The sequence below is a fragment of the Micromonospora sp. CNZ286 genome (assembly GCF_014207755.1).
In genome coordinates this window covers 2,967,312-2,987,553 of the sequence record NZ_JACHIZ010000001.1, presented here as the reverse complement: position 1 = coordinate 2,987,553, position 20,242 = coordinate 2,967,312, and the positions used below count along the sequence as shown (strand labels likewise).

The window sequence follows — 20,242 nt, the reverse complement described above, 5'->3', positions numbered from 1 at the left end:
ACGGGAGAGCGCTCTCTTTGGTAACAAGACATTGACGGAGCCGTAACCCGAACCTTACTGTCCCTTCTCAAGAGAGCGCTCTCACGACTGCCGGAACACCATTTCGTACCCCGCCTTCTCCTCGTGAAGGGGACCTCCATGAACCTCCTGCGGGACTTCTCCCCCGACCCCGTACCCCCGACCGCGCCCGTCCCGTCCCCGGCCCGCCGTCGCGGTCTGCGGGCGACCGCCCTCGTCGCCGCGTCCGTGCTCGCCGCCGGCCTGCTGGGCGCCGTGGCCGGCGGCGGCGGCACGGCCACCGCCGGCGCCGTCGGCGCGGGCAGCTACACCGAGACGCTGCCGCCCGGCGCCCAGCTGCCCAAGGGCTGCGGCGCGATCAGCACCAACCCGCGCATCTTCACCACCCCCGACGCGCCCGCCGGCGCCATCCCCACCAACGACTGGTGGTCGTCGCTGATCTGGAAGCGCAACAACTGCGCCGGCAGCGAGAACCTGCACGCCCACCCGCTGGCGTTCAAGGCCGAGAACAACGGGCTCGGCCTGTCGTACACCACCACCCCGGCCATCAGCGGCACCGCGACCGGCGTCGGCGAGTTCCACTACCCGTACGGCGAGGACGTCCGCGTCGGGATGCCCGGACTGTCCGCGCCGGTCGTCAAGGCCGCCGGCTGGAGCGACTGGACGGTCACCGCCGACTGGAGCGACGGCAGCCGCACCATGCGCGCCACCATCGGCCACGGGCTGCCGTTCAGCTACTACACGGTCAGCGGCGGCACCGCGCAGCTCACCGCCACCGCGACGCCCACCGTGTGGCGCAACTCCGGAGCCACCATCGGCTTCACCGTCAACGGCCACGACTACGTCGCGTACGCACCGACCGGCGCGACCTGGACCGTCAACGGCGCCGGCATCAGCTCGACGCTGGCCGGCAAGGGGTACTTCTCGGTCGCGGTGCTGCCCGGCGGCGGCGACCGGGCCGCCCTGGCCGACACCTACGGCCGGTACGCCCACGCCCACGTCACCGGCACCCGGATGAGCTACTCGTACGACCAGTCCGCCGGCACGGTACGCACCACGTACGCGTTCACCACCACGCCGCGCGAGGGCAGCGAGACGAAGACCGTGGTGGCGCTCTACCCGCACCAGTGGCGCAGCCTCACCGGCGCCACCCCGATCGGGCAGACGTACGTCTCGGCGCGCGGCGCCATGCGGGTGCTCACCGGCGTGCCGTCGTTCACCACCACGATGCGCTTCACCGGCGTCCTGCCCGAGGTGCCCGCCGTCGGCGACTCCAGCGGCGCGGACCTGTCCACCGTCACCGGCTACCTGAACGCCGAGCAGGGCAACCCCGAGGGCGTCAGCGGCCCGGACACCTACTGGGCCGGCAAGGGACTCGGCCGGGCCGCCCGCATCGCCGAGATCGCCGACCAGCTCGGGCAGACCCCGGTCCGCGACGCGGCGCTGACCGCCATGCGGAACCGGCTGACCAACTGGCTCACCGCCGGCTCCGGCGAGAGCGGCCAGCTGTTCTACTACGACCGCAACTGGGGCACGCTGATCGGCTACCCCGCGTCGTACGGCTCCGACGAGGACCTCAACGACCACCACTTCCACTACGGCTACTTCATCGCCGCCGCCGCCACGCTGGCCAAGTTCGACCCGGGCTGGGCCGACGACAGCCGCTACGGCGGCATGGTCGACCTGCTCATCCGCGACGCCAACAACTACGACCGCGCCGACAGCCGCTTCCCCTACCTGCGGGACTTCGACATCTACGCCGGCCACGACTGGGCCTCCGGCCTGGCGCCGTTCTTCGCCGGCAACAACCAGGAGTCCTCCTCGGAGGGGATGAACTTCGCCAACGCGCTGATCCAGTGGGGCCAGGCCACCGGCGACACCGCCGTCCGCGACGCCGGGGTCTACCTGTGGACCACCCAGTCCGCGGCCATCTCCGAGTACTGGTTCGACGTGTACGACCAGAACTTCCCGGCCGCGTTCGGGCACAAGACGGTCGGCATGGTGTGGGGCGACGGCGGGTCGTACTCGACCTGGTTCTCCGCGGCGCCGGAGATGATCCAGGGCATCAACATGCTGCCGATCACCGGCGGTCACCTCTACCTGGGCGACTTCCCCGAGTACGTCAAGGCCAACTACGCCGAGCTGGTCACCAACAAGGGCGGCCCGCCCACGGTGTGGCAGGACATCATCTGGGAGTTCCTGGCCCTCGGCGACGGCGAGCAGGCGCTGCGCAACTTCCGCGCCAACAGCGGATTCACCAGCGAGGAGGGTGAGAGCAAGGCGCACACGTTCCACTGGATCCGCAACCTGGCCGCGCTCGGCACGGTGGACACCACGGTCACCGCGAACCACCCGCTGGCGAAGGTGTTCGTCAAGAACGGCGCCCGCACCTACGTGGCGTCGAACATCACCGCCCGGCCGCTCACAGTCACGTTCTCCAACGGCACCACGCTCACCGTGCCGGCCGGGAGGACGGCCACCTCCGGGGCGTACGCGTGGAGCGGCGGCGACGCCACCGGCGGCGTGACCGTACCGACCGGTCCGCCGCCGACCTCGACGCCGACGCCGACCCCGACGACCGCCAGTCCGACACCGACCACGGCCAGCCCGACGCCGACGCCGACCACCGCCAGCCCCACTCCGAGTACCGGCACCCCGCTGACACCGGTCCGCTACCTGCGTACGGGCGGCGGGCTGGACGGCACCACCGGCACCGCCGGCACGGTGAACGTGGCGGCGGCGAACGGCAACTCCGACGGCACACCGGCCAACCCGCAGGTGTTCACCGCCACCGGGCTGACCGGCACGTACACCGGCGGGGCGACCGCCTTCGACCTGGCCGTCGACGCGGGGACCGCGATCGGCAACGGCGTCCAGATCCGGGTCTCCTACGACCTGACCGGCAACGGCAGCGTCGAGCGGGTGGAGACCTACCGGTACTTCGCCACCGATCCGATCCCGGGTGCGGAGCGCTACCGGCAGACCCAGGGCCTGCTCTCGGCCACTGGCACGCTGGGCAACCTGTCCGGCGGCACGGTACGCGTCGAGGTGTGGAACGCCATCGGCGGCGCCCCCACGATCCTCGGCGTCGGCAACGGCTCGACTGTCACCCTGCCGTACGGTTCCTGACCCGCGGTTCCGGCGCCCCGGCCCCAGTGGCCGGGGCGCCGGTTCGCGACCGGGTCACGGCCAGCGGGTGGCGGTGGACTCGAACAGCGCGCTGTCGCTCGCCACCGGGATGACGCAGAGCAGGTGCCCGCCCGGCGCGCGCAGCACGTGGCAGTCGAGCCAGCGGGAGACCGGTGCGGCGCCGAGTCCGCACAGCCGCTCGACCTCGGCGGCCACGTCGTCGGTCTCGATGTCGAGGTGGTAGCGGGGCGCGTCGCCGACCGACTGCACGGCGGTGACCAGCCCGGGCACCACGTCGGCCAGGCCGGTGAACTCCGGTTCGGCCGGTTCGGTGCGCAGCTCCGCGCCGAGTGCGGCGGACCAGAACGCGGCCGCCTCCCCCGCCTCGTCCCGCGGCGCGTCGATGATCAGGGCGTACAACCTCGATCGATGCATCGCCCGAGCCTAACCACGACCGCCCTCACCGGCAGCCCCGCGCGGTCAGGCGGTCACGTGCGCGCTGTCGCCGGCCGTCGCGGCGAACGACGTGCCGCTGACCATCCGGGCCGCGTCCGAGGCGAGGAACACCACGAGCGGCGCGACGTCCTCCGGTTCCACCCACGGCACGCCCAGCGGCGTCTTCGACCGCAGCGCCGCAATCGCGGCGTCCTCCACCTCGGCGAGGTCACCGGAGGCCGGCTTGCCCGCCTCGACGAGCGCCTGGACGTACCGGTCCCGGTGCCGGGTCAGGGCGGTGTCGACCAGGCCCGGGATCACCGCGTTCACCGTCACGCCGTGCGGCCCGAGTTCCAGCGCGGCGGACTTGACCAGCCCGATCAGTCCCCACTTGGACGCCGAGTACGCGGACCCGTTCGTGGTGCCGTGCTGCCCCTGGGTGGACGAGGTGACCACGATCCGGCCGCCGCCGCGACGTACCAGCAACGGCGCGAAGACCCGCAGCACGTTCGCGGCGCCGGTGAGGTTCACGTCGATCTGGTCGTGCCAGTGCCGGTCGGTCATCTCCAGCAGCGGCGCGAACGCCTGGATCCCGGCGTTGGCGAACAGCACGTCCACGCCGCCGTGTTCGCGTTCCACCGCCTCGGCGACAGCGCGTACCGCGCCGATGTCGCGCTGGTCGGCCACGTGCGCCGACCAGCGGGCGCCCGCCGCCGTCACCCGCCGGCCGGTCTCGGCCAGGTCCTCCGGGGTAGCGGGCGGCAGGTCCAGGATCGGGCTGACCGGCCCGGCGACGTCCATCCCGGCCACGTCCGCGCCCGCCTCGGCCAGCGCCACCGCCGCGGCCCGGCCGATCCCCCGCGCGGCGCCGGTGACCACAGCGACCCGCCCCGACAACACCCCCGCCACCGCGTCACCCCTCCCGTGGACTCCCCCTCTCGCACCGTAAGCCCTGCCGCCATCGCCCCGCCTGCAATCGAGATCCCCGTACGCCCGCCCAGCTCACCCCTGGACAGAACCAGCCACCTCCCGGAGTTGGCGTCAAGCACGCACCCCACGTGCACCCGCCGATCCAAGGTCAACACCAGTACGGGGAAGTGGCCACATCCAACCCACCCGGACCCCACCACTTCCCCGAACTGGTGTCGATCTCGGAGGACCGGACCGCTACGGCGCGGTCACCTCGGCCAGCAGCTCCAGCAGGTGCCGGTACGGCTGCCCGGTGGCCCGCGCCAGCCCGATCTCGCAGGTGCGGTTCACCGAGGCGTACCCGTCGAAGGGCCGTGCCGCGACGGCGGCGGCCTCGGCCCGGGTGGCCGACGCGGTCAGCTCCGGATGCAGCAGACCCCGGTCGCCGGCGAAGCCGCAGCACTGCCAGCCGTCCGGGACCACCACCTCGTCGGCGACCGCGCGGGCCACGGTGAGCAGCGCGTCGTCCAGGCCGAGCCGGACCGACGAGCAGGTCGGGTGCAGCGCGAGCGAACCGATCCGGCGGCGCACCGTCAGCCGGGGCAGCAGCGTGCCGGCGGTGTACGCGACCGCGTCGACGACCCGCACGTCCCCGGCGCCGTCGAGCAGCCGTTCGAAGCCCTCGGTGCAGGACGCAGCGTCGCTGACCACCGGCAGCGCGCCGTCGCGGCTCGCGGCGCGCAGCACCGGGGGCACGCGGTCGCGGACCGCCCGGTAGCCGTCGGCAAGACCCTTGGACGACCAGGGGGTGCCGCAGCACAGGTCACCGATGCCGTCCGGCACGAGCAGGCGTACGCCGGCCCGGTCGGCGAGCGTGAGCAGCGCTGCGGCCACGCCGGTGCCACCCTGCGCCGGGGCGAACAGCGTGCCCAGGCAGGACGGGACGAACACCGCGTCCGGGTCGTCGGCCGGGTGGGGGCGGCGCGGGGTGCCGCCGCGCGGCAGGTCCCGCTGCCACCGCGGCACCCGGTCCGCGCCGAGCACCGCGCGGGCGGCCCGGGTGGCGGCCTCGGGCAGCGCGGGCGGCAGCGCCCCGGCCAGGTCGAGTCCCCGGGCCATGCCCCGGGTGGTGGCGCCCCAGCGGCGGGCCGCGCCGCGCCAGACGGTCCCCGCCGTCCGGCCGTGCTCCTGCGCGCGCAGCCGCTTGACCAGGTCACCGGTGTTGATCAGCACCGGGCAGGCGGTGGCGCACATGCCGTCGACCGCGCAGGTCTGCACCGCGTCGTAGTCGTAGTCGTCGGTCAGCTCCCGGGCCAGCGCGGTGTCTCCGGCGGCCTGCGCGGCGGCGATCTCCCGGCGCAGCACGATGCGCTGCCGGGGCGTGGTGGTGAGGTCACGGCTGGGGCAGACCGGCTCGCAGTAGCCGCACTCGACGCAGCGGTCCACCTCCTCCTCCACCGCCGGCACGGTCTTGAGGTGCCGCATGTGGATGTCCGGATCGTCGCTGAGCAGCACGCCCGGGTTCAGCACGCCGTCCGGGTCGCAGAGCGTCTTCAGCTCGCGCATCACCTCGTACAGCTCGTCGCCGAACTGGCGGCGCACGTAGGGAGCCATCACCCGGCCGGTGCCGTGCTCTGCCTTGAGCGTGCCGCCGTGGCCGAGCACCAGGTCGACCATCTCCTCGGTGAAGTCGGCGTAGCGTGCCGGGGCCTCGCCGCCGTCGAACCGCTCGTTGAGCATGAAGTGCAGGTTGCCGTCCTTGGCGTGGCCGAAGATCACACTGTCGGCGTACCGGTGCCGCTCGAACAGGTCGGCGAGCGACGCGCAGGTGCCGGCGAGCGCCTCGACCGGGACGGCGATGTCCTCCAGCAGCGCCGTGGTGCCGGACGGGCGGGCGCCCGCCACGGCCGCGTACAGGCCCTTGCGGATGTGCCACAGCGCGGCGCGGGCGGCCGGCTCTCCGCTGAGCCGGGCCGGGGCGCTCAGCGGCAGGCCGGACAGCACCGGTCCGGCGTCTGCGACCCGGTCGGCGAGCGCCGCCGGGTCGGACTCCTGCCACTCGGCGAGCAGCGCGGCGTGCCCGCGCACGGCCAGGCCGCGCAGCGTGGCGTCCGCCTTCGGGTCGCGCTGGGCGACCCGCAGGGCGGCGGCGTCGAGCAACTCGATCGCCGCCGGCCCGGCGGCCACCAGCGCCGGCATGGCGGCCATCGCCGCGCCCAGGGTGTCGAAGACCAGCAGGCCGGTCGCGGCGTGCCGGTGCACGGGTACGGTGCGGAACGTCGCCGAGGCGACGAACGCGAGCGTGCCCTCGCTGCCCACCACGAGCCGGGTGAGCAGGTCGGCCGGGTCGTCGTGGTCGAGGAACGCGTTCACGCCGTACCCCATGGTGTTCTTCATGGCGTACTGGGCGCGGATGCGGCGCACCGAGTCGGGATTGCCGCGTACCCGGTCGCGCAGCCGCAGCAGCCCGGCGTGCAGGTCCGGTTCGGCGGCGCGCAGCCGGGCGTCGGCGTCCGGGGCGCCGGTGTCCAGCACGGTGCCGCCGGGCAGGGCGAGGACCAGCGACTCCAACGTCCGGTACGTGTTGAACTCGGTTCCGCAGGTCATGCCGCTGGAGTTGTTGGCGACCACGCCGCCGACCGTGCAGGCGGACTCGCTGGCCGGGTCGGGGCCGAGTTTGCGGCCGTACGGCGCGAGGCGCGCGTTCACCTGCCGCAGCACCACCCCGGGCTGCACCCGTACCCGCCGCCCGTCGTCGAGCACCGTCAGGTCGCGGAAGTGCCGCCGCACGTCGACGAGCAGCCCGTCGGTGACCGCCTGGCCGCTGAGGCTGGTGCCGCCGGAGCGGAACGTCAGCGCGGTTCCGGTGCGGCGCCCGTACGCGAGCAGCGCCGCCACCTGACCGGCGTCGGCCGGCGTGATCACCGCGCCGGGGTGCAGCAGGTAGTGCGAGGCGTCGTGGGCCATCCGCAGCCGGTCCGCGGCCCGGGTCGTCACGCCGCCGGGCACCACCGACTCCAGCCCGGCCCGCGTGGACGCGCTCAGCTTCGTCATGATCACCGCACCTCCCCCGGCTCACAGTAGTCAGGCACGGCGGGGCTCACCGCGCGGTGATCCGGTCCAGCACCCGCCGCTGGAAGGCGCGGGCAGCCGGGCCGGACGGCGGCGTGCCGCCCCGGCGGGCCGCGATCGAGGCGCGGATCAGCGCGGCGTCCGGGTCGTCGGCGGCCATCCGCAGCCCGGCGTCGACCTTGCCCAGCCAGACGCCGTCGCGGATGCGCACCAGCGCCCGGCAGGCGCCGAGCACCGCGTCCTCCGCGCCGGGGGCCGGTTCGTCGCCGGGTGGCGTGGGCAGCGCCAGCCACCAGCGCAGCGCGTCCGCGAGCAGCGCCCGCAGTGCCTCCGGGGACGGGTCGGCGAACATGTCGGCGGCGGGCGGGCCCAGTAGCGTCCGGCCGGACTGGCGCAGGATGCTGCGGTCCAGCGCGTACCAGAACCGCCCGTCGGCGGCGGGCCGGTCGGCCGGGTCGTAGGTGGCGCGGAACGGCATGGTGGCACCGGTGTTCAGCTCGACCTCGAAGCCCGGCTCCGGGGTGCCGGAGGCGGCCACGTCGCGGCGGTAGACGACCAGTTCCAGGCCGCGCGCCGGGCAGGGCAGCGACTCGTGCCGCAGCCGGTCCACGAGCAGGCGCTTGTCCGGCTCCGGCATCGGCCCGGCGGCCACCAGCGCCACGTCCACGTCGCTGCGGCCCGGCTGGTACGCGCCCAGCCCGACCGACCCGGCGGCGTACGCGCCGACCAGGTCCTCACCGAGCACGTCCCGGGAGCGGCGGACCACTTCGGCCAGGTAGTCGCGGATGTCGTCGCGCATTCCGGCATCCTGCCCCGGCCCGGGCGCGGTCAGTCCGCCGGGTCGGGACAGCACACGGTCAGCGCGCCCGGCACCACCTTCACCTTGAGCCGTTTCGCCTTGCCCCGGGCGCCGCCGTCCAGCTCGTACGTCTTCGGCGCGTCGAACCGGACCTTGATCTTGCGACCCCGGGTGATCCGCACGAACGGCGACTCCTCGGAGCGCCCGGCGGCCATCCGGCCCAGCGTGCGCGCCCAGTCCACCGCGCCGCTGGCGGTGGACACGCCGACCTCCAGCGCTCCGTCGTCCGGGCGGGCGTCGTCGAAGGCCGGGATGCCGCCGGTGATGGTGCCGACGTTGCCGAACAGCACGCAGCTCGCCTCGTCGTCGAACCAGTCGGCGCCGTCGACCCGGATCCGGGTCCGTACGCACTCGCCGCGCACGTGCCGCAGCCCGGTCCAGACGTACGCGATCCGGCCGAACCGGCCCTTGAGCTGCCGGTCGGCGTCACGGATCAGGTCGCCGTCGAACCCGGCGCCGGCCATCACCGCGAAGTGCTCGCCGTTGATCCGGCCCAGGTCCAGCTCGCGCCGGCGGCCGTGCAGCGCGATGCGCACCGCCTCCGGCAGGTCGACCGGGATGCCCAGGTTCACCGCGAACAGGTTGGCCGTGCCGGCGGGCAGGATGCCCATCGGCACGCCGCTGCCCGCGAGCGCGTCGGCGCACCGCTGCACCATGCCGTCGCCGCCCCACACCAGCACCAGCTCGGCACCCTCGTCCAGCGCCGCGCGCACCCGCTTGGGCGCCTTGCGGCTCTTGGGCACCTCGTACCAGAGCAGCCGCCCGACCCCGGCGGCGACGAGCCGGGAGCGCAGCTCGTCGAGCCCACCCCCGAACGTCTTCTTCCGGTGGGCGACGACAGCGATCACACCGGCCGGGGGCGCGGCGGGGGCGGGGGTGGTGTCCGGGCGTTCGGCCGTGCGCGTGTCCATGGCCCGGCTGGTACCCGGACGCCGCGGATCCCACGCCTGCGCCCGGCGCGACGCGCCCGACACGGATCGACGGCGTACTGTGCCCGGGCCGCCACGTTGGGTACAGTGCGGGGCGTCGATCGGTGCCGCCGGGCGTGGATCCGAAGGGTGCGGGATGTCGGAACGGACCGGGTGGATGGCGCGCTGCACGCTGCGCCTCGGCCTGCTGCTCGGTGCCGTGGCGGTCGTCTGGGGCGCCCACGAGGTCGCATCCGGCTCGGCCGCCCACGCCGCCGACCGCGAGCCGTCCGGCCCGCTCACCGCCACCGTCGGGGTGCTCACCCACACGCTCGGAACGGTGCTCGGCCTGCCCACGTCCGGAACGGGCGCCGCGCCCTCCACCGGATCCGGTGACGCCGCGGCGCAGCCGGCGACGCCCGCCGCGCCCGCGCCTGCTCCCGACCCCGCCGCACCCGGCCCCGCCGCACCCGCGCCTGCGTCCGACTCCGCCGCGCCGGTGCCCGCACCTGACGCGACCGCGCCGAAGCCCGGCACGCCCGCGTCCGGAACGCCGTTGCCCGGCACGGGCCGGCCGAATGCCCAGCCGGCCCCCGCGGCGCCGGTCACCGGCCGGGTGGTCGACGCGGTGGTGACGCCGGTCCGCGACCACGTGCTCACGCCCGTCACCGACGGCCTGCGCCCGGTCACCGACCCGGTACGCGACCACGTGCTCGCGCCGGTCGCGGAGGGCCTGCGCCCGGTCACCGACCCGGTGAGGGCAGGCGTGCTCGACCCGGTGGCGGACGTGCTGGCCCCGGTCGTGGAGCCGTTGCGCCCGATCCTCGGCCCGGTCTGGCGGGGCCTGGAACCGGTACTCGACCCGCTGGATCCGGTGCTCGATCCGCTCAGCCCGGTGACCGATCTGATCGACCCGCCGGCCGCGCCGGAACCCGGCTCGCCCCCGGCGCCCGGCGAGCCCGTGCCCGGCCCGGCCGCTCCCGGCGCCCCGATTGTCCCGGCCGACCCGGCCGCGACGCCGGCACCGGCTCCCGAGCGTACGCACGACACGCCGCCCCGCCTCGGCGGGCCGGTCCTCGCCGCCCCGGCGGCGCGCAGCCTCACCGTCGTCGGCACGCGGTGGGTCGAGCCCGTACGCAGCCGGGCACCGGCGACCGTCGGTCCGGCCGCGCACGTCACGACCACACCCGCCCTGCCGCTGCCGCTCGACGGCGTCACCCACGGCGGCGGCGCGGTGCACAGCGAGGCCGCCGACGCGGACGCGAACCGCTGGCGACTGCCGACGCTGACCGACGGGTACGCGCGACCGGCGGCCGACCCGCTGCCGCCGTCGCGCACGTCGCGCCCCGGCACCAGACCTGCCTGAGCGGACTCCACAGGCACCACCTCCGATCCGGAGCACGGGCGTGTCCCGCCCGACTGCCGCATGCCGCGGCGGCGCCGTCGACAGTCGTCCGGCGCCCGTAACCGACCCGACCACGCCTGGAAAACAGGAGTTCGTTCATGAGCACAGCCCTGCCCGTCGTCCGCGCCCGATGGTGCGACATCGGCCGGATCGCCGATCTCGTCGCCGAGGCCCTCGCGCCCACCGCGCTGGCCGCCTGGCTCGTCCCCGACAAGTCCCGCCGCCTGCCGGTCCTCGCCGCCGTGGCGCGGATCTGGACCGAACACGCGTTGCTGTTCGGCGACGCGTTCCTGCTGCCAGACGGCAGCGCCGCCACCGTGTGGTTCCACCGCTACCGCCCGATCCCCGTCCCCCACCGGTACGCCGACCGGCTCGCCGGCGCCGCCGGGGCGGACGAGGACCGGTTCCGCCGCCTCGGTGAGGAACTGGCGGCACGCCGTCCCGCCGAGCCGCACAACCATCTGGCGCTGCTGGCCGCGCCCCGGGGCGGCGCGACGCAGGCGCTGTCCGCGGCGCAGCGCCGGATGGACACGTTGAGCCTGCCCACGTACGCGCACCCGTGCGCCGGTGAGCAGGAGGAGGAGCTGCTGCGGCGGCTCGGCTACGCCGAACGGGAGACGTTCGCCGCCCCGGACGGCACGCCGGTGCGGTCGTTGTGGCGGTCGGCGCCGTTCCACGCGGGCGGCAACGACAGGTGGCGGACCCGCCGGGCCGCCCGCCGGGAACGCGACGACCGGGCCGTCGGCTGGGCGGCACGCTGACCGGCTGAGCCCCGGGCCGGGGCGGACGACCACCGCCCCGGCCCGGACCGGCGCCACACCGTCCGGCTTCTTCGGCCGGTGCCGTCGGCGCAGCTCGGTTAGCCTGCGAGCCGGGCACGACTCAGCCGAGCAGTCGGAGGTAACGCGTGCGGAACAGCGGATCCACCCCGGAACCGGGCGGCGCGACCCAGGTGCGCCCCAGGCGCAAGCGGCGGCGTCTGCTGGTCGTCCTCGCGGTCTGCACGCTGCTGGCCGGCTGCGGGCTGGTCGCCGGCGGCTACTACTTCGACAGCGTGCCGACGCCCAGCGACCTGAAGCTGCCCGAGTCCACCACCGTCTACTACGCAGACGGGCGCACGCCGATGGCGAAGCTGGGCGCGCAGAACCGCACCATCGTGCCGTACGACCAGATGAACGACTCGGCGAAGCAGGCGATCGTGGCGGCCGAGGACCGTACGTTCTGGACGAACCAGGGCATCGACTTCAAGGGTGTGATGCGGGCGGCCTGGGCCAACGTGAGCGGCGGGCAGCGGCAGGGCGCGTCCACCCTCACCCAGCAGTACGCGCGCATCGCCGCGGACCTGCGCGGGGTCACCTACTCCCGCAAGCTGCGCGAGGCGGTGATCGCGTGGAAGCTCGACGACGCGTACTCCAAGGAGGAGATCCTCGGTTTCTACCTGAACACCGTGCCGTTCGGCCGGGGCGCGTACGGCATCGAGGCGGCCGCGCAGACGTACTTCGGCAAGACGGTGCGCCGGGACGCGCCCGCCGCGCGGCAGCTCACGCCGGCCGAGGCGATGGTGCTCTGCGCGATGGTGAAGCAGCCGGAGGCGGACCCGGCCGACCCGGAGGGCTCGCCCGGCTACGATCCGCGCCGCAACGCGCTGGCCCGGCAGAACTCGATCGACAGGTGGAACTACATCCGCGACGGCATGGTCAAGCTCGGCTACCTGACGCCGCAGCAGGCGGCGGATCTCGCGTACCCGGACACGGTCCGGCCGATCGACAAGGACGCGGGCCGCTCCGACCTGGACCGGCCGACCGGCCTGGTGGTCAACCATGTGCTCGCCGAGCTGCGCGAGACCGAGCCGTTCCGCGGCAAGCCGGACGAGGTGATCCGCGACGGCGGCTACCGGATCGTCACCACGATCGACAAGCGCGTGCAGGACGCGGCCGAGGCGGCGGCGGACATCCGCCGCGACACCGCGCCGCAGGCGGTACGCGGCCAGCCGCGCAACTGGCAGGCCGCGCTGGTGGCGGTGGAGCCGGGCACCGGCCGGGTGCTCGGCTACTACGGCGGCGACAAGGGCTCGGGCGCGGACTACGCCGGCTGGTACTACGACGAGAACGGCGAGACCCGCGGCTTCGGCCAGCATCCGCCGGGGTCGTCGTTCAAGGTGTACGACCTGGCCGCCGCCGTACGCGACGGGATCTCGGTGAAGCAGCGGTTCGACTCGCCGGACACCAAGGAGTTCCCCGCCTCGGGGCGGACGAAGGGCAGCGCGGCCGGGCCGATCCGCAACGCGGAGCGCGCGCCCTGCCAGCCGGACTGCGCGCTCTGGGAGGCCACTGTCGCGTCGCTGAACGTGACCTACTTCGAGCTGACCGAGAAGCTGGGCACCGCCAAGGTGATCGAGACCGCGCGGCAGGCCGGCGTGGAGTCGATGTGGGAGACGGTGCGGGGCAATCCCCGGCCGCAGCGCGTCGACCTGCGCAGCGACCCGGCCGACGAGGTGGCGAAGCGGTTCTCCACCGAGGTCGGGATCGGGCAGTACGGCATCACCGTGCAGGACCACGCGAACGGGATGGCGACGTTCGCGGCCGGCGGCAAGCGTGCCGACGCGCACTTCGTCCGGTCGGTGACCAAGGACGACGAGGAGGTGTGGACCGAGCAGCTCCGTACGACGGACCTGGGCCTGGACCGGGAGGCGATCGACCAGCTCGACTGGACGCTGCGCCGTGTGCGGGCCGCCGAGCTGGGCAACGGCTGGGACTCCGCCGGGAAGACCGGCACCTGGCAGGCCGGGCAGAGCACCACGCAGAACGTGCACACCTGGATGGTCGGCTGGACCGGCGCGCTCGCCTCGGCCGTCTGGCTGGGCACCACCGACGGCAAGCCGCTGCGGACCAGGGGCGGCAGCTACGAGGTGTACGGCTCGACCGGCGCCGCGCCGATCTGGCGGCAGTTCATGACCCGGGCCACCGCGGCCATGAAGCTCGACCCGGACAAGTACCGCTTCGGTCAGCCGAAGTTCCCCGGCGAGACCCCGGAGCCGACCCGGTCGGCGCCTCCGCCGGCGACCACCGCCGCGCCGACGCCGTCGGAGTCGCCGAGCCCGAGCCCGTCCTCGTCGAGCCCGAGCCCGGACCCGACCGGGCGGCCGACCTCGCGGCCGACGCTGACGCCGTCGCTGCCGCCGCTGCCCACCGTGTCGCCGACGCGGACCCGCGGCCCACGCTGACCCGGCCGGGCGGCGGTCCGGCCGCCGCCCGGCCGCGCTGACGGCGGCCTCGCGTCTATGCGCGCCATTCGCACACAGCGGCAACGTCCGCAATTTGCACCGGCGTCCATCCATCGTCGGCGATGTTCGCCCTGATCAGGGCCTATTGAAGATCATGGTTGCCTGGATCGGCGCGCGCGGCGGCGCGCCCGACTGTCAGTCGTTGCCCAGGTCACCCATTGCTCCGGGCTCGGGCGGCGTGTGATTGTGCACCAGCGAGCCGCCGACCCCCGGCGAATCGCGACGGTCGATCTGTCGACCCGGAGCCACGCCGGCAGCTCCGGTGACCGGCCGTCACCCTGCCTCGCACCACCGCGCCGCCCGTCCCCACCGGGCTCCGTGCGGCGCGCCTGTAGAACAGGAGCAAACCCCCGTGAAACTCTCACCTCGCCTCGCCGCGCTCACCGGCGCGGCCGCGGCCGGCCTGCTCGCCGCAGGCACCGCCGCCGCCGTGCAGGCCGCGCCACCCGGACCCGCCGCCCCCGACCCGGCGCAGGCCCGCGCGACCGCCGCCGACTCGGCCCGCGCCCTGGTCGCGAACCGCCCCGCCTACCTGCAGGCCGGCTCCGACGACGCGTTCGTCCAGAAGCCGGTCATCTCCTCCGAGGGCACCCAGTACGTACCCTACGAGCGCACCTACAAGGGCCTCCCGGTGGTCGGCGGCGACTTCGTGCTCGCCACGGACTCGGCCGGCAACCTGAAGTACGCCTCGGTCGCCCAGCAGCGGCCCATCGGCGCCCTCGCCACCACGCCCGCGCTGACTCCGGCCGCCGCCGCGAAGACGGCGCGCGCCCAGCTCAAGACCGTGAACGCGGTCGAGGGCACCACGCTCGTGGTCTACACGCTCGGCGCCGCACCGGCGCTGGCCTGGGAGACCACTGTTCGCGGCACCGGCGCGGACGGGCCGAGCCGGCTCACCGTCGACGTCGACGCCCGCACCGGCGCGGTCCTGCGCAAGCAGGAGCACGTCGTCCGCGGCACCGGCACCGGAGCCTGGAACGGGCCCAGCCCGCTCACGCTCAACACCACCCAGTCGGGCTCCACGTACACCATGAAGGACCCGACCGTCACCAACCTGAGCTGCCAGGACGCGGCCAACAACACCACGTTCAGCGGCTCCGACGACGTGTGGGGCAACGGCACCGCCACCAACAAGGAGACCGGCTGCGTGGACGCGTTGTTCTCCGCGCAGACCGAGCACAAGATGCTCGCCCAGTGGCTGGGCCGCAACGGCGCCAACGGCAACGGCGGCTACTGGCCGATCCGGGTGGGCCTCAACGACCAGAACGCCTACTACGACGGCAGCCAGGTGCAGATCGGCAAGAACACCGCCGGCCAGTGGATCGGCTCGCTGGACGTGGTGGCGCACGAGATCGGCCACGGCATCGACGACAACACCCCGGGCGGCATCTCCGGCGGCGGCACCCAGGAGTTCGTGGCTGACACGTTCGGCGCGGCCACCGAGTGGTTCGCCAACGAGCCGTCCAGCTACGACGCGCCGGACTTCCTGGTCGGCGAGAAGATCAACCTGGTCGGCTCCGGCCCGATCCGCAACATGTACAACCCGTCGGCGCTCGGCGACCCGAACTGCTACTCCAGCAGCATCCCGTCGACCGAGGTGCACGCCGCGGCCGGCCCGGGCAACCACTGGTTCTACCTGCTCGCCAACGGCAGCAGCCCGACCAACGGGCAGCCGTCCAGCTCGACCTGCAACGGCAGCAGCGTGACCGGCCTGGGCATCCAGAAGGCCATGAAGATCATGTACAACGGCATGCTGCTGAAGACCTCGTCCTCGTCGTACCTGAAGTACCGCACCTGGACGCTGCAGGCGGCGAAGAACCTCTACCCGGGCAGCTGCGCGGAGTTCAACACGGTCAAGGCGGCCTGGGACGCGGTGAGCGTGCCGGCCCAGTCCGGTGACCCGACCTGCGCCGGCGGCACCCCGACGCCCACCCCGAGCACCACGACCACCCCGCCGTCGGGCGGCTGCTCCGGCAACAAGCTCGCCAACCCGGGCTTCGAGTCCGGCAACGTGAGCTGGAGCGCCTCGTCCGGCGTCATCACCACCGACAGCGGCCAGGCCGCGCACGGCGGCTCGTACAAGGCGTGGCTGGACGGGTACGGCTCGTCGCACACCGACACGCTCAGCCAGTCGGTGACGATCCCGGCCGGATGCCGGGCGACGTTGAGCTTCTGGCTGCACATCGACAGCGCGGAGTCGACCACCAGCACCGCGTACGACAAGCTCACCGTCAAGGCGGGCAGCACCACGCTGGCCACGTACTCCAACCTGAACAAGGCCACCGGCTACGTGCAGCGGTCCTTCGACATCTCGTCGCTCGCAGGCACCACGGCGACCATCTCGTTCAGCGGCGTGGAGGACAGCTCGTTGCAGACGTCCTTCGTCGTCGACGACACCGCGGTCACCCTGAGCTGACCGTGGCGTGCGCGGCCGGTCGTCGTCCTCCCGGCGGCCGGCCGCCTCGCCGTGTCAGGCCCGGCGTCCCGCCGTGTCAGGCCGGCCGTTTCGCCGTGTCAGGCCCGGCGCGCGCCCTGGGACGCGGTGCCGCGGTCGCGGTGGATCCGCGCGGCCGCCTCGTGCATCGCGCGGCCGAACAGCTCGGCCTGGTCGCCCATGCTGCCGAGCCGGGCGGCGAGCGCGTCGGCGTCGGCCCGCGCCGACGCGCTGACCCGGGCGTCCAGCTCGGACAGCGCGGCGTTGGCGGCGGTGACGAAGTGTCCGCAGAGGACGTCGAAGGGCTCGCCGGCCAGTTCCGGGTCGATCGTCACGGAATCCAGCCGGCCACCCTGGACGGCGACCGCGCGGACCCGGCCGCCGGCGGCCGTGCCCTCGGCGCGCAGCAGGTCGCCGGGCTCGCCGTCGGCGTGCGCCGACGCCCGGGAGCGCATCGCGGTGAGCGCCTGCTGCGTGCGGGTCAGCAGCTCGTCGATGCTCGCGGCCGCCGAGAACGGGTCGTTGGTCATATCCGCGCTTTCTTCACGTCTTAGCCGAGCATCGTGACACTAGCAACCGGCTCCGACGAATCGCGGTCACCGCCGTCGCGGACCGTCTCCCGGACGCCGGGAGCAGGCCGGACACCGTCGACGCGGCGTGTCGCGGACGGGGCGGACGCCCGGCCGGGTCGCCCCGGCCGGGCGTTCTCGGACCGCTGTCAGCGCAGCCGCAGCCGCTGACCGGGGAAGATCAGGCCGGGGTCGTCGCCGACCACTGCGCGGTTGCGCTCGTGCAGGGCGCGCCAGCCGCCGTCGACGCGCTGCGTCACGGCGATCTCCGACAGCGTGTCCCCACGCCGGACCAGGTACGTCCCGGCGCCGGACGACGGCTGCGGCGCCACTGTCGTCGTGGCGCGCTCCGGCGCGGCCCTGCGGGTGGCCGCCCGCTCCGGCGCGGCCTCGCGCGTGGCGGCCCGCTTCGGGGCCGCCTTTGTGGTGGCCCGCTCGGACCGGGTCGCCGCGCTCGCCGAGCCGCCCTTCTTGCCGCAGACCGGCCACGCGCCGATGCCCTGGCCGCGCCGCACCTTCTCCGCGACGGCGATCTGCTCGGACCGGCTGGCCAGGTCGGCGCGGGCGGCGTACTTCTTGCCGCCGTAGCCGTTCCAGGTGGCGCGGGAGAACTGGAGCCCGCCGTAGTAGCCGTTGCCGGTGTTGATCTTCCAGTTGCCGCCTGACTCGCAGCGCGCGACCGCGTCCCAGTTGACGCCCGCGCTGGCCGGGGCGGCCGGGCCGAAGAGGGTCGCGGCGCCGACGGCGGCGCCGGCCAGAACCGCCCCGAGAGCGGTACGGCGGCTTCGGGCTGAGTATTCAGTTGCCATGTGGATTCCTCCACGCCGACGAGGTGAGCTGTCGGGTTCGGGCCGAGGAGCCCGGCCGCCGGTGGCGGCTTCACCCCGAGGTGACGATGCACCGTGGAACGTGTGGTTCCCCCGCTCCCGCGCGAGGTTCGGTTACCGGGGACGGCGGCGGGATTTGGCGTTTCCGGCCCGCGGTGTCCGCGTCTGCGAACGAAACCGACGCTAGGAGCGATTTGTGACGATCATCCACTTCTTGTGATGCTCTTCACCCGGCCGGGCTACCGGCGGCGGCGCTACGGTGGCAGGGCCAGGCAAGATCACGGGAGGGCGGACGGATGACCGATCACGGACACGAGCTGACCTTCGGCGGCTTCCTCACCCCCGCCGCCGGGCAGCCCGACCAGGTGGTGGCGCTCGCCCGGCTCTGCGAGCAGGTCGGGCTGGACCTGGTCACGTTCCAGGACCACCCGTACCAGCCGGGCTTCCTGGACACCTGGACGCTGATGTCCTACGTGGGCGCCGCCACCGAGCGCATCCGCCTGGCCGGCAACGTACTCAACCTGCCGCTGCGCCAGCCGGTGGTGCTGGCCCGCAGCGTCGCCAGCCTGGACCTGCTCACCGGCGGCCGGGTCGAGCTGGGACTCGGCGCGGGCGCGTTCTGGGACGCGATCGAGGCGGCGGGCGGGCGGCGCCTGTCCCCCGGCGCCGCCGTCGACGCCCTCGACGAGGCGATCCGGGTGATCCGCGAGGTCTGGGACACCGGCAGCCGCGGCATGATCCGTGTCGACGGCGAGCACTACCGGGTGGTCGGCGCCAAGCGCGGCCCGGTGCCCGCGCATCCGGTCGGCATCTGGGTCGGCGCCTACAAGCCGCGCATGCTGCGCCTGGTGGGCCGCGCCGCGGACGGCTGGCTGCCGTCCCTGTCGTACCTGCCCAAGGGCCCCGACGAGCTGCCCGCCCTGAACGCGCTCGTGGACGAGGGCGCCCAGGCCGCCGGGCGCGACCCGGCCGCGATCCGCCGCATGCTCAACGTGACCGGCGCGTTCGCCCGCTCGTCGGCCGGTTTCCTGACCGGGCCGCCGGAGCAGTGGGTGGAGGAACTGGCCGGGCTCACTCTGGAGCACGGCATCACCACGTTCATCCTCGGCAGCGACGAGCCGCGCGCGATCCAGATCTTCGGCCAGGAGGTGGCGCCCGCGGTCCGGGAGCTGGTCGCCGCCGAGCGCGCCACGCCCGCCGGCGGCGCCCGGGAGGCCGCCGACGAGCCGACCACCGCCGGCGGCCCGAGCATGCTCGGCGTCACCCCCACCCCCGACCCGGGGGTACGCCTGAGCGCGCGCCGCCCGTGGGACGAGTCCACCCGCCCGAGCGCTCCGCCGCCGCCGGCCGGACACGTCTACCCGGCCCGGGGACAGGCCGCCGGGCAGCACCTGGTGGACGTGCACGACCATCTGCGCCAGGAGCTGGCCCAGGTGCGCGACCTGCTGGAACAGGTCAAGCAGGGCTCGGTCTCGCCGGGCCGGGCGCGGGCCGCGCTCAACGAGATGACCATGCGGCAGAACAACTGGACGCTCGGGGCGTACTGCGCGGCCTACTGCACGATGGTCACCCAGCACCACGGGCTGGAGGACGCCTCGGTCTTCCCGCACCTGCGCCGCTCAGAGGCCGGGCTGGCCGCGGTGCTGGACCGCCTCGAGGAGGAGCACGTGGTGATCCACGGGGTGGTGGAGAGCGTCGACCGGGCGCTCGTGGAGCTGGTCCGGCGGCCCGGCGACTTCACGCAGCTCCAGGAGGCGGTGGACCTGCTCACCGACATGCTGCTGTCGCACCTGTCGTACGAGGAGCACCAGATCGTCGAGCCGCTGGCCCGGCACGGGTTCTTCCCCGGCCAGCTGTGAGGTAGCTGACTTCTGCTTTCTTAAGTCAGGGGGTACCGTCGACGCCATGACGGACCTCCTTGCGCAGCGTGACTCCTGGTCCACCGCCAACTGCTCGATCGCCCGGGCGCTGGAGGTGGTCGGCAACCGCACCACGCTGCTCCTGCTGCGGGAGGCGTCGTTCGGCACCCGCCGCTTCGACGACTTCGCCCGGCGGGTCGGCGTCAGCGAGCCGGTGGCCGCCGCACGCCTCAAGCAGCTCGTCGCCGACGGGCTGCTCGACCGGCGTCCCTACCGGGAGCCCGGGCAGCGCACCCGCGACGAGTACGTGCTCACTGCGAAGGGAAGCGACCTGATCCCGGTGCTCGTCGCGCTGCGGCAGTGGGGCGACACGTACGCCGCCGACGAGGCGGGCCCGGCGGTGCGGGTGGCCCACGAGCAGTGCGGCGCCGCGGTGCACGCCCGGCTGCGCTGCGGCGCGGGGCACGACGTACCCCCCGGCGAGCTGGCCGTCCTGCCCGGTCCGGGCCTGCTGTCCGCCTGACCCCTCCCTTCC

Annotated in this window: 14 protein-coding genes and 1 riboswitch; of the genes, 7 read left to right on the top strand and 7 right to left on the bottom strand. The window is 74.3% G+C overall.

Features of this window, described 5'->3' with window-relative positions:
- Nucleotides 1-138 precede the first annotated feature (138 nt).
- Complete coding sequence (locus FHX31_RS13390; RefSeq protein WP_184976315.1) at nucleotides 139-3,147, top strand: glycosyl hydrolase; 3,009 nt, start codon at nucleotides 139-141, stop codon at nucleotides 3,145-3,147.
- A 54-nt stretch (nucleotides 3,148-3,201) separates the two neighbouring features.
- Here the strand turns inward: FHX31_RS13390 and FHX31_RS13385 are convergent, their stop codons facing one another.
- The 5 genes from FHX31_RS13385 to FHX31_RS13365 all read right to left on the bottom strand — a co-directional run bounded on the left by FHX31_RS13385 (nucleotide 3,202) and on the right by FHX31_RS13365 (nucleotide 9,333).
- A complete protein-coding gene (locus FHX31_RS13385) occupies nucleotides 3,202-3,582 on the bottom strand; it encodes a VOC family protein (protein WP_114920481.1) in 381 nt (126 codons plus the stop codon).
- A gap of 45 nt (nucleotides 3,583-3,627) precedes the next feature.
- On the bottom strand, nucleotides 3,628-4,491 hold the full coding sequence (locus tag FHX31_RS13380; RefSeq protein ID WP_184976313.1) for an SDR family NAD(P)-dependent oxidoreductase: 864 nt from the start codon (nucleotides 4,489-4,491) through the stop codon (nucleotides 3,628-3,630).
- Nucleotides 4,492-4,749: 258 nt separating this feature from the next.
- Nucleotides 4,750-7,545: an FAD-binding and (Fe-S)-binding domain-containing protein gene (locus FHX31_RS13375; protein ID WP_184976311.1), complete on the bottom strand. Its 2,796-nt coding sequence runs from the start codon at nucleotides 7,543-7,545 to the stop codon at nucleotides 4,750-4,752.
- A 46-nt stretch (nucleotides 7,546-7,591) separates the two neighbouring features.
- Nucleotides 7,592-8,362 carry a nucleotidyltransferase domain-containing protein gene (locus FHX31_RS13370; RefSeq protein ID WP_184976309.1) on the bottom strand — a complete coding sequence of 257 codons (771 nt, stop codon included), beginning with the start codon at nucleotides 8,360-8,362 and terminating at the stop codon, nucleotides 7,592-7,594.
- A gap of 29 nt (nucleotides 8,363-8,391) precedes the next feature.
- A complete protein-coding gene (locus tag FHX31_RS13365; RefSeq protein ID WP_013286499.1) occupies nucleotides 8,392-9,333 on the bottom strand; it encodes a diacylglycerol/lipid kinase family protein in 942 nt (313 codons plus the stop codon).
- 154 nt (nucleotides 9,334-9,487) lie between these two features.
- Here FHX31_RS13365 and FHX31_RS13360 point away from each other — a divergent pair, with 154 nt between their 5' ends.
- The 4 genes from FHX31_RS13360 (at nucleotide 9,488) to FHX31_RS13345 (ending at nucleotide 16,434) form a co-directional block, all read left to right on the top strand.
- On the top strand, nucleotides 9,488-10,696 hold the full coding sequence (locus FHX31_RS13360; RefSeq protein WP_363801976.1) for a hypothetical protein: 1,209 nt from the start codon (nucleotides 9,488-9,490) through the stop codon (nucleotides 10,694-10,696).
- Nucleotides 10,697-10,833: 137 nt separating this feature from the next.
- Nucleotides 10,834-11,496, top strand: coding sequence for a hypothetical protein (locus tag FHX31_RS13355; RefSeq protein WP_013476660.1), 663 nt, complete (start codon nucleotides 10,834-10,836; stop codon nucleotides 11,494-11,496).
- Between the two features lie 146 nt (nucleotides 11,497-11,642).
- Nucleotides 11,643-13,958, top strand: coding sequence for a transglycosylase domain-containing protein (locus FHX31_RS13350; protein ID WP_114920484.1), 2,316 nt, complete (start codon nucleotides 11,643-11,645; stop codon nucleotides 13,956-13,958).
- A 412-nt stretch (nucleotides 13,959-14,370) separates the two neighbouring features.
- Nucleotides 14,371-16,434 carry a M4 family metallopeptidase gene (locus FHX31_RS13345; RefSeq protein WP_013286503.1) on the top strand — a complete coding sequence of 688 codons (2,064 nt, stop codon included), beginning with the start codon at nucleotides 14,371-14,373 and terminating at the stop codon, nucleotides 16,432-16,434.
- A gap of 98 nt (nucleotides 16,435-16,532) precedes the next feature.
- On the opposite strand, the gene FHX31_RS13340 is transcribed toward FHX31_RS13345, so the two are convergent.
- Nucleotides 16,533-16,982: a YbaB/EbfC family nucleoid-associated protein gene (locus FHX31_RS13340; protein ID WP_013286504.1), complete on the bottom strand. Its 450-nt coding sequence runs from the start codon at nucleotides 16,980-16,982 to the stop codon at nucleotides 16,533-16,535.
- Nucleotides 16,983-17,170: 188 nt separating this feature from the next.
- Nucleotides 17,171-17,830, bottom strand: a complete 660-nt coding sequence (locus tag FHX31_RS13335) for a LysM peptidoglycan-binding domain-containing protein (protein WP_030273245.1) — start codon at nucleotides 17,828-17,830, stop codon at nucleotides 17,171-17,173.
- A riboswitch (cyclic di-AMP (ydaO/yuaA leader) is annotated at nucleotides 17,829-17,974 on the bottom strand. Its footprint overlaps the gene before it by 2 nt.
- 170 nt (nucleotides 17,975-18,144) lie before the next feature.
- Here FHX31_RS13335 and FHX31_RS13330 point away from each other — a divergent pair.
- The gene (locus FHX31_RS13330) at nucleotides 18,145-19,707 is read left to right on the top strand and encodes an LLM class flavin-dependent oxidoreductase (RefSeq protein WP_091327496.1); all 1,563 of its coding nucleotides are present in this window, start codon (nucleotides 18,145-18,147) and stop codon (nucleotides 19,705-19,707) included.
- A gap of 46 nt (nucleotides 19,708-19,753) precedes the next feature.
- The gene (locus FHX31_RS13325; protein WP_123110652.1) at nucleotides 19,754-20,230 is read left to right on the top strand and encodes a winged helix-turn-helix transcriptional regulator; all 477 of its coding nucleotides are present in this window, start codon (nucleotides 19,754-19,756) and stop codon (nucleotides 20,228-20,230) included.
- The last annotated feature ends 12 nt before the right edge of the window (nucleotides 20,231-20,242 follow it).

Coding starts and splice junctions, on each gene's coding strand:
- FHX31_RS13325 (WP_123110652.1), top strand. CDS start 19,754: ATGACGGACCTCCTTGCGCAGCGTGACTCCTGGTCCACCGCCAACTGC.
- FHX31_RS13360 (WP_363801976.1), top strand. CDS start 9,488: ATGTCGGAACGGACCGGGTGGATGGCGCGCTGCACGCTGCGCCTCGGC.
- FHX31_RS13330 (WP_091327496.1), top strand. CDS start 18,145: ATGACCGATCACGGACACGAGCTGACCTTCGGCGGCTTCCTCACCCCC.
- FHX31_RS13335 (WP_030273245.1), bottom strand. CDS start 17,830: ATGGCAACTGAATACTCAGCCCGAAGCCGCCGTACCGCTCTCGGGGCG.
- FHX31_RS13355 (WP_013476660.1), top strand. CDS start 10,834: ATGAGCACAGCCCTGCCCGTCGTCCGCGCCCGATGGTGCGACATCGGC.
- FHX31_RS13365 (WP_013286499.1), bottom strand. CDS start 9,333: ATGGACACGCGCACGGCCGAACGCCCGGACACCACCCCCGCCCCCGCC.
- FHX31_RS13375 (WP_184976311.1), bottom strand. CDS start 7,545: ATGACGAAGCTGAGCGCGTCCACGCGGGCCGGGCTGGAGTCGGTGGTG.
- FHX31_RS13390 (WP_184976315.1), top strand. CDS start 139: ATGAACCTCCTGCGGGACTTCTCCCCCGACCCCGTACCCCCGACCGCG.
- FHX31_RS13385 (WP_114920481.1), bottom strand. CDS start 3,582: ATGCATCGATCGAGGTTGTACGCCCTGATCATCGACGCGCCGCGGGAC.
- FHX31_RS13370 (WP_184976309.1), bottom strand. CDS start 8,362: ATGCGCGACGACATCCGCGACTACCTGGCCGAAGTGGTCCGCCGCTCC.
- FHX31_RS13340 (WP_013286504.1), bottom strand. CDS start 16,982: ATGACCAACGACCCGTTCTCGGCGGCCGCGAGCATCGACGAGCTGCTG.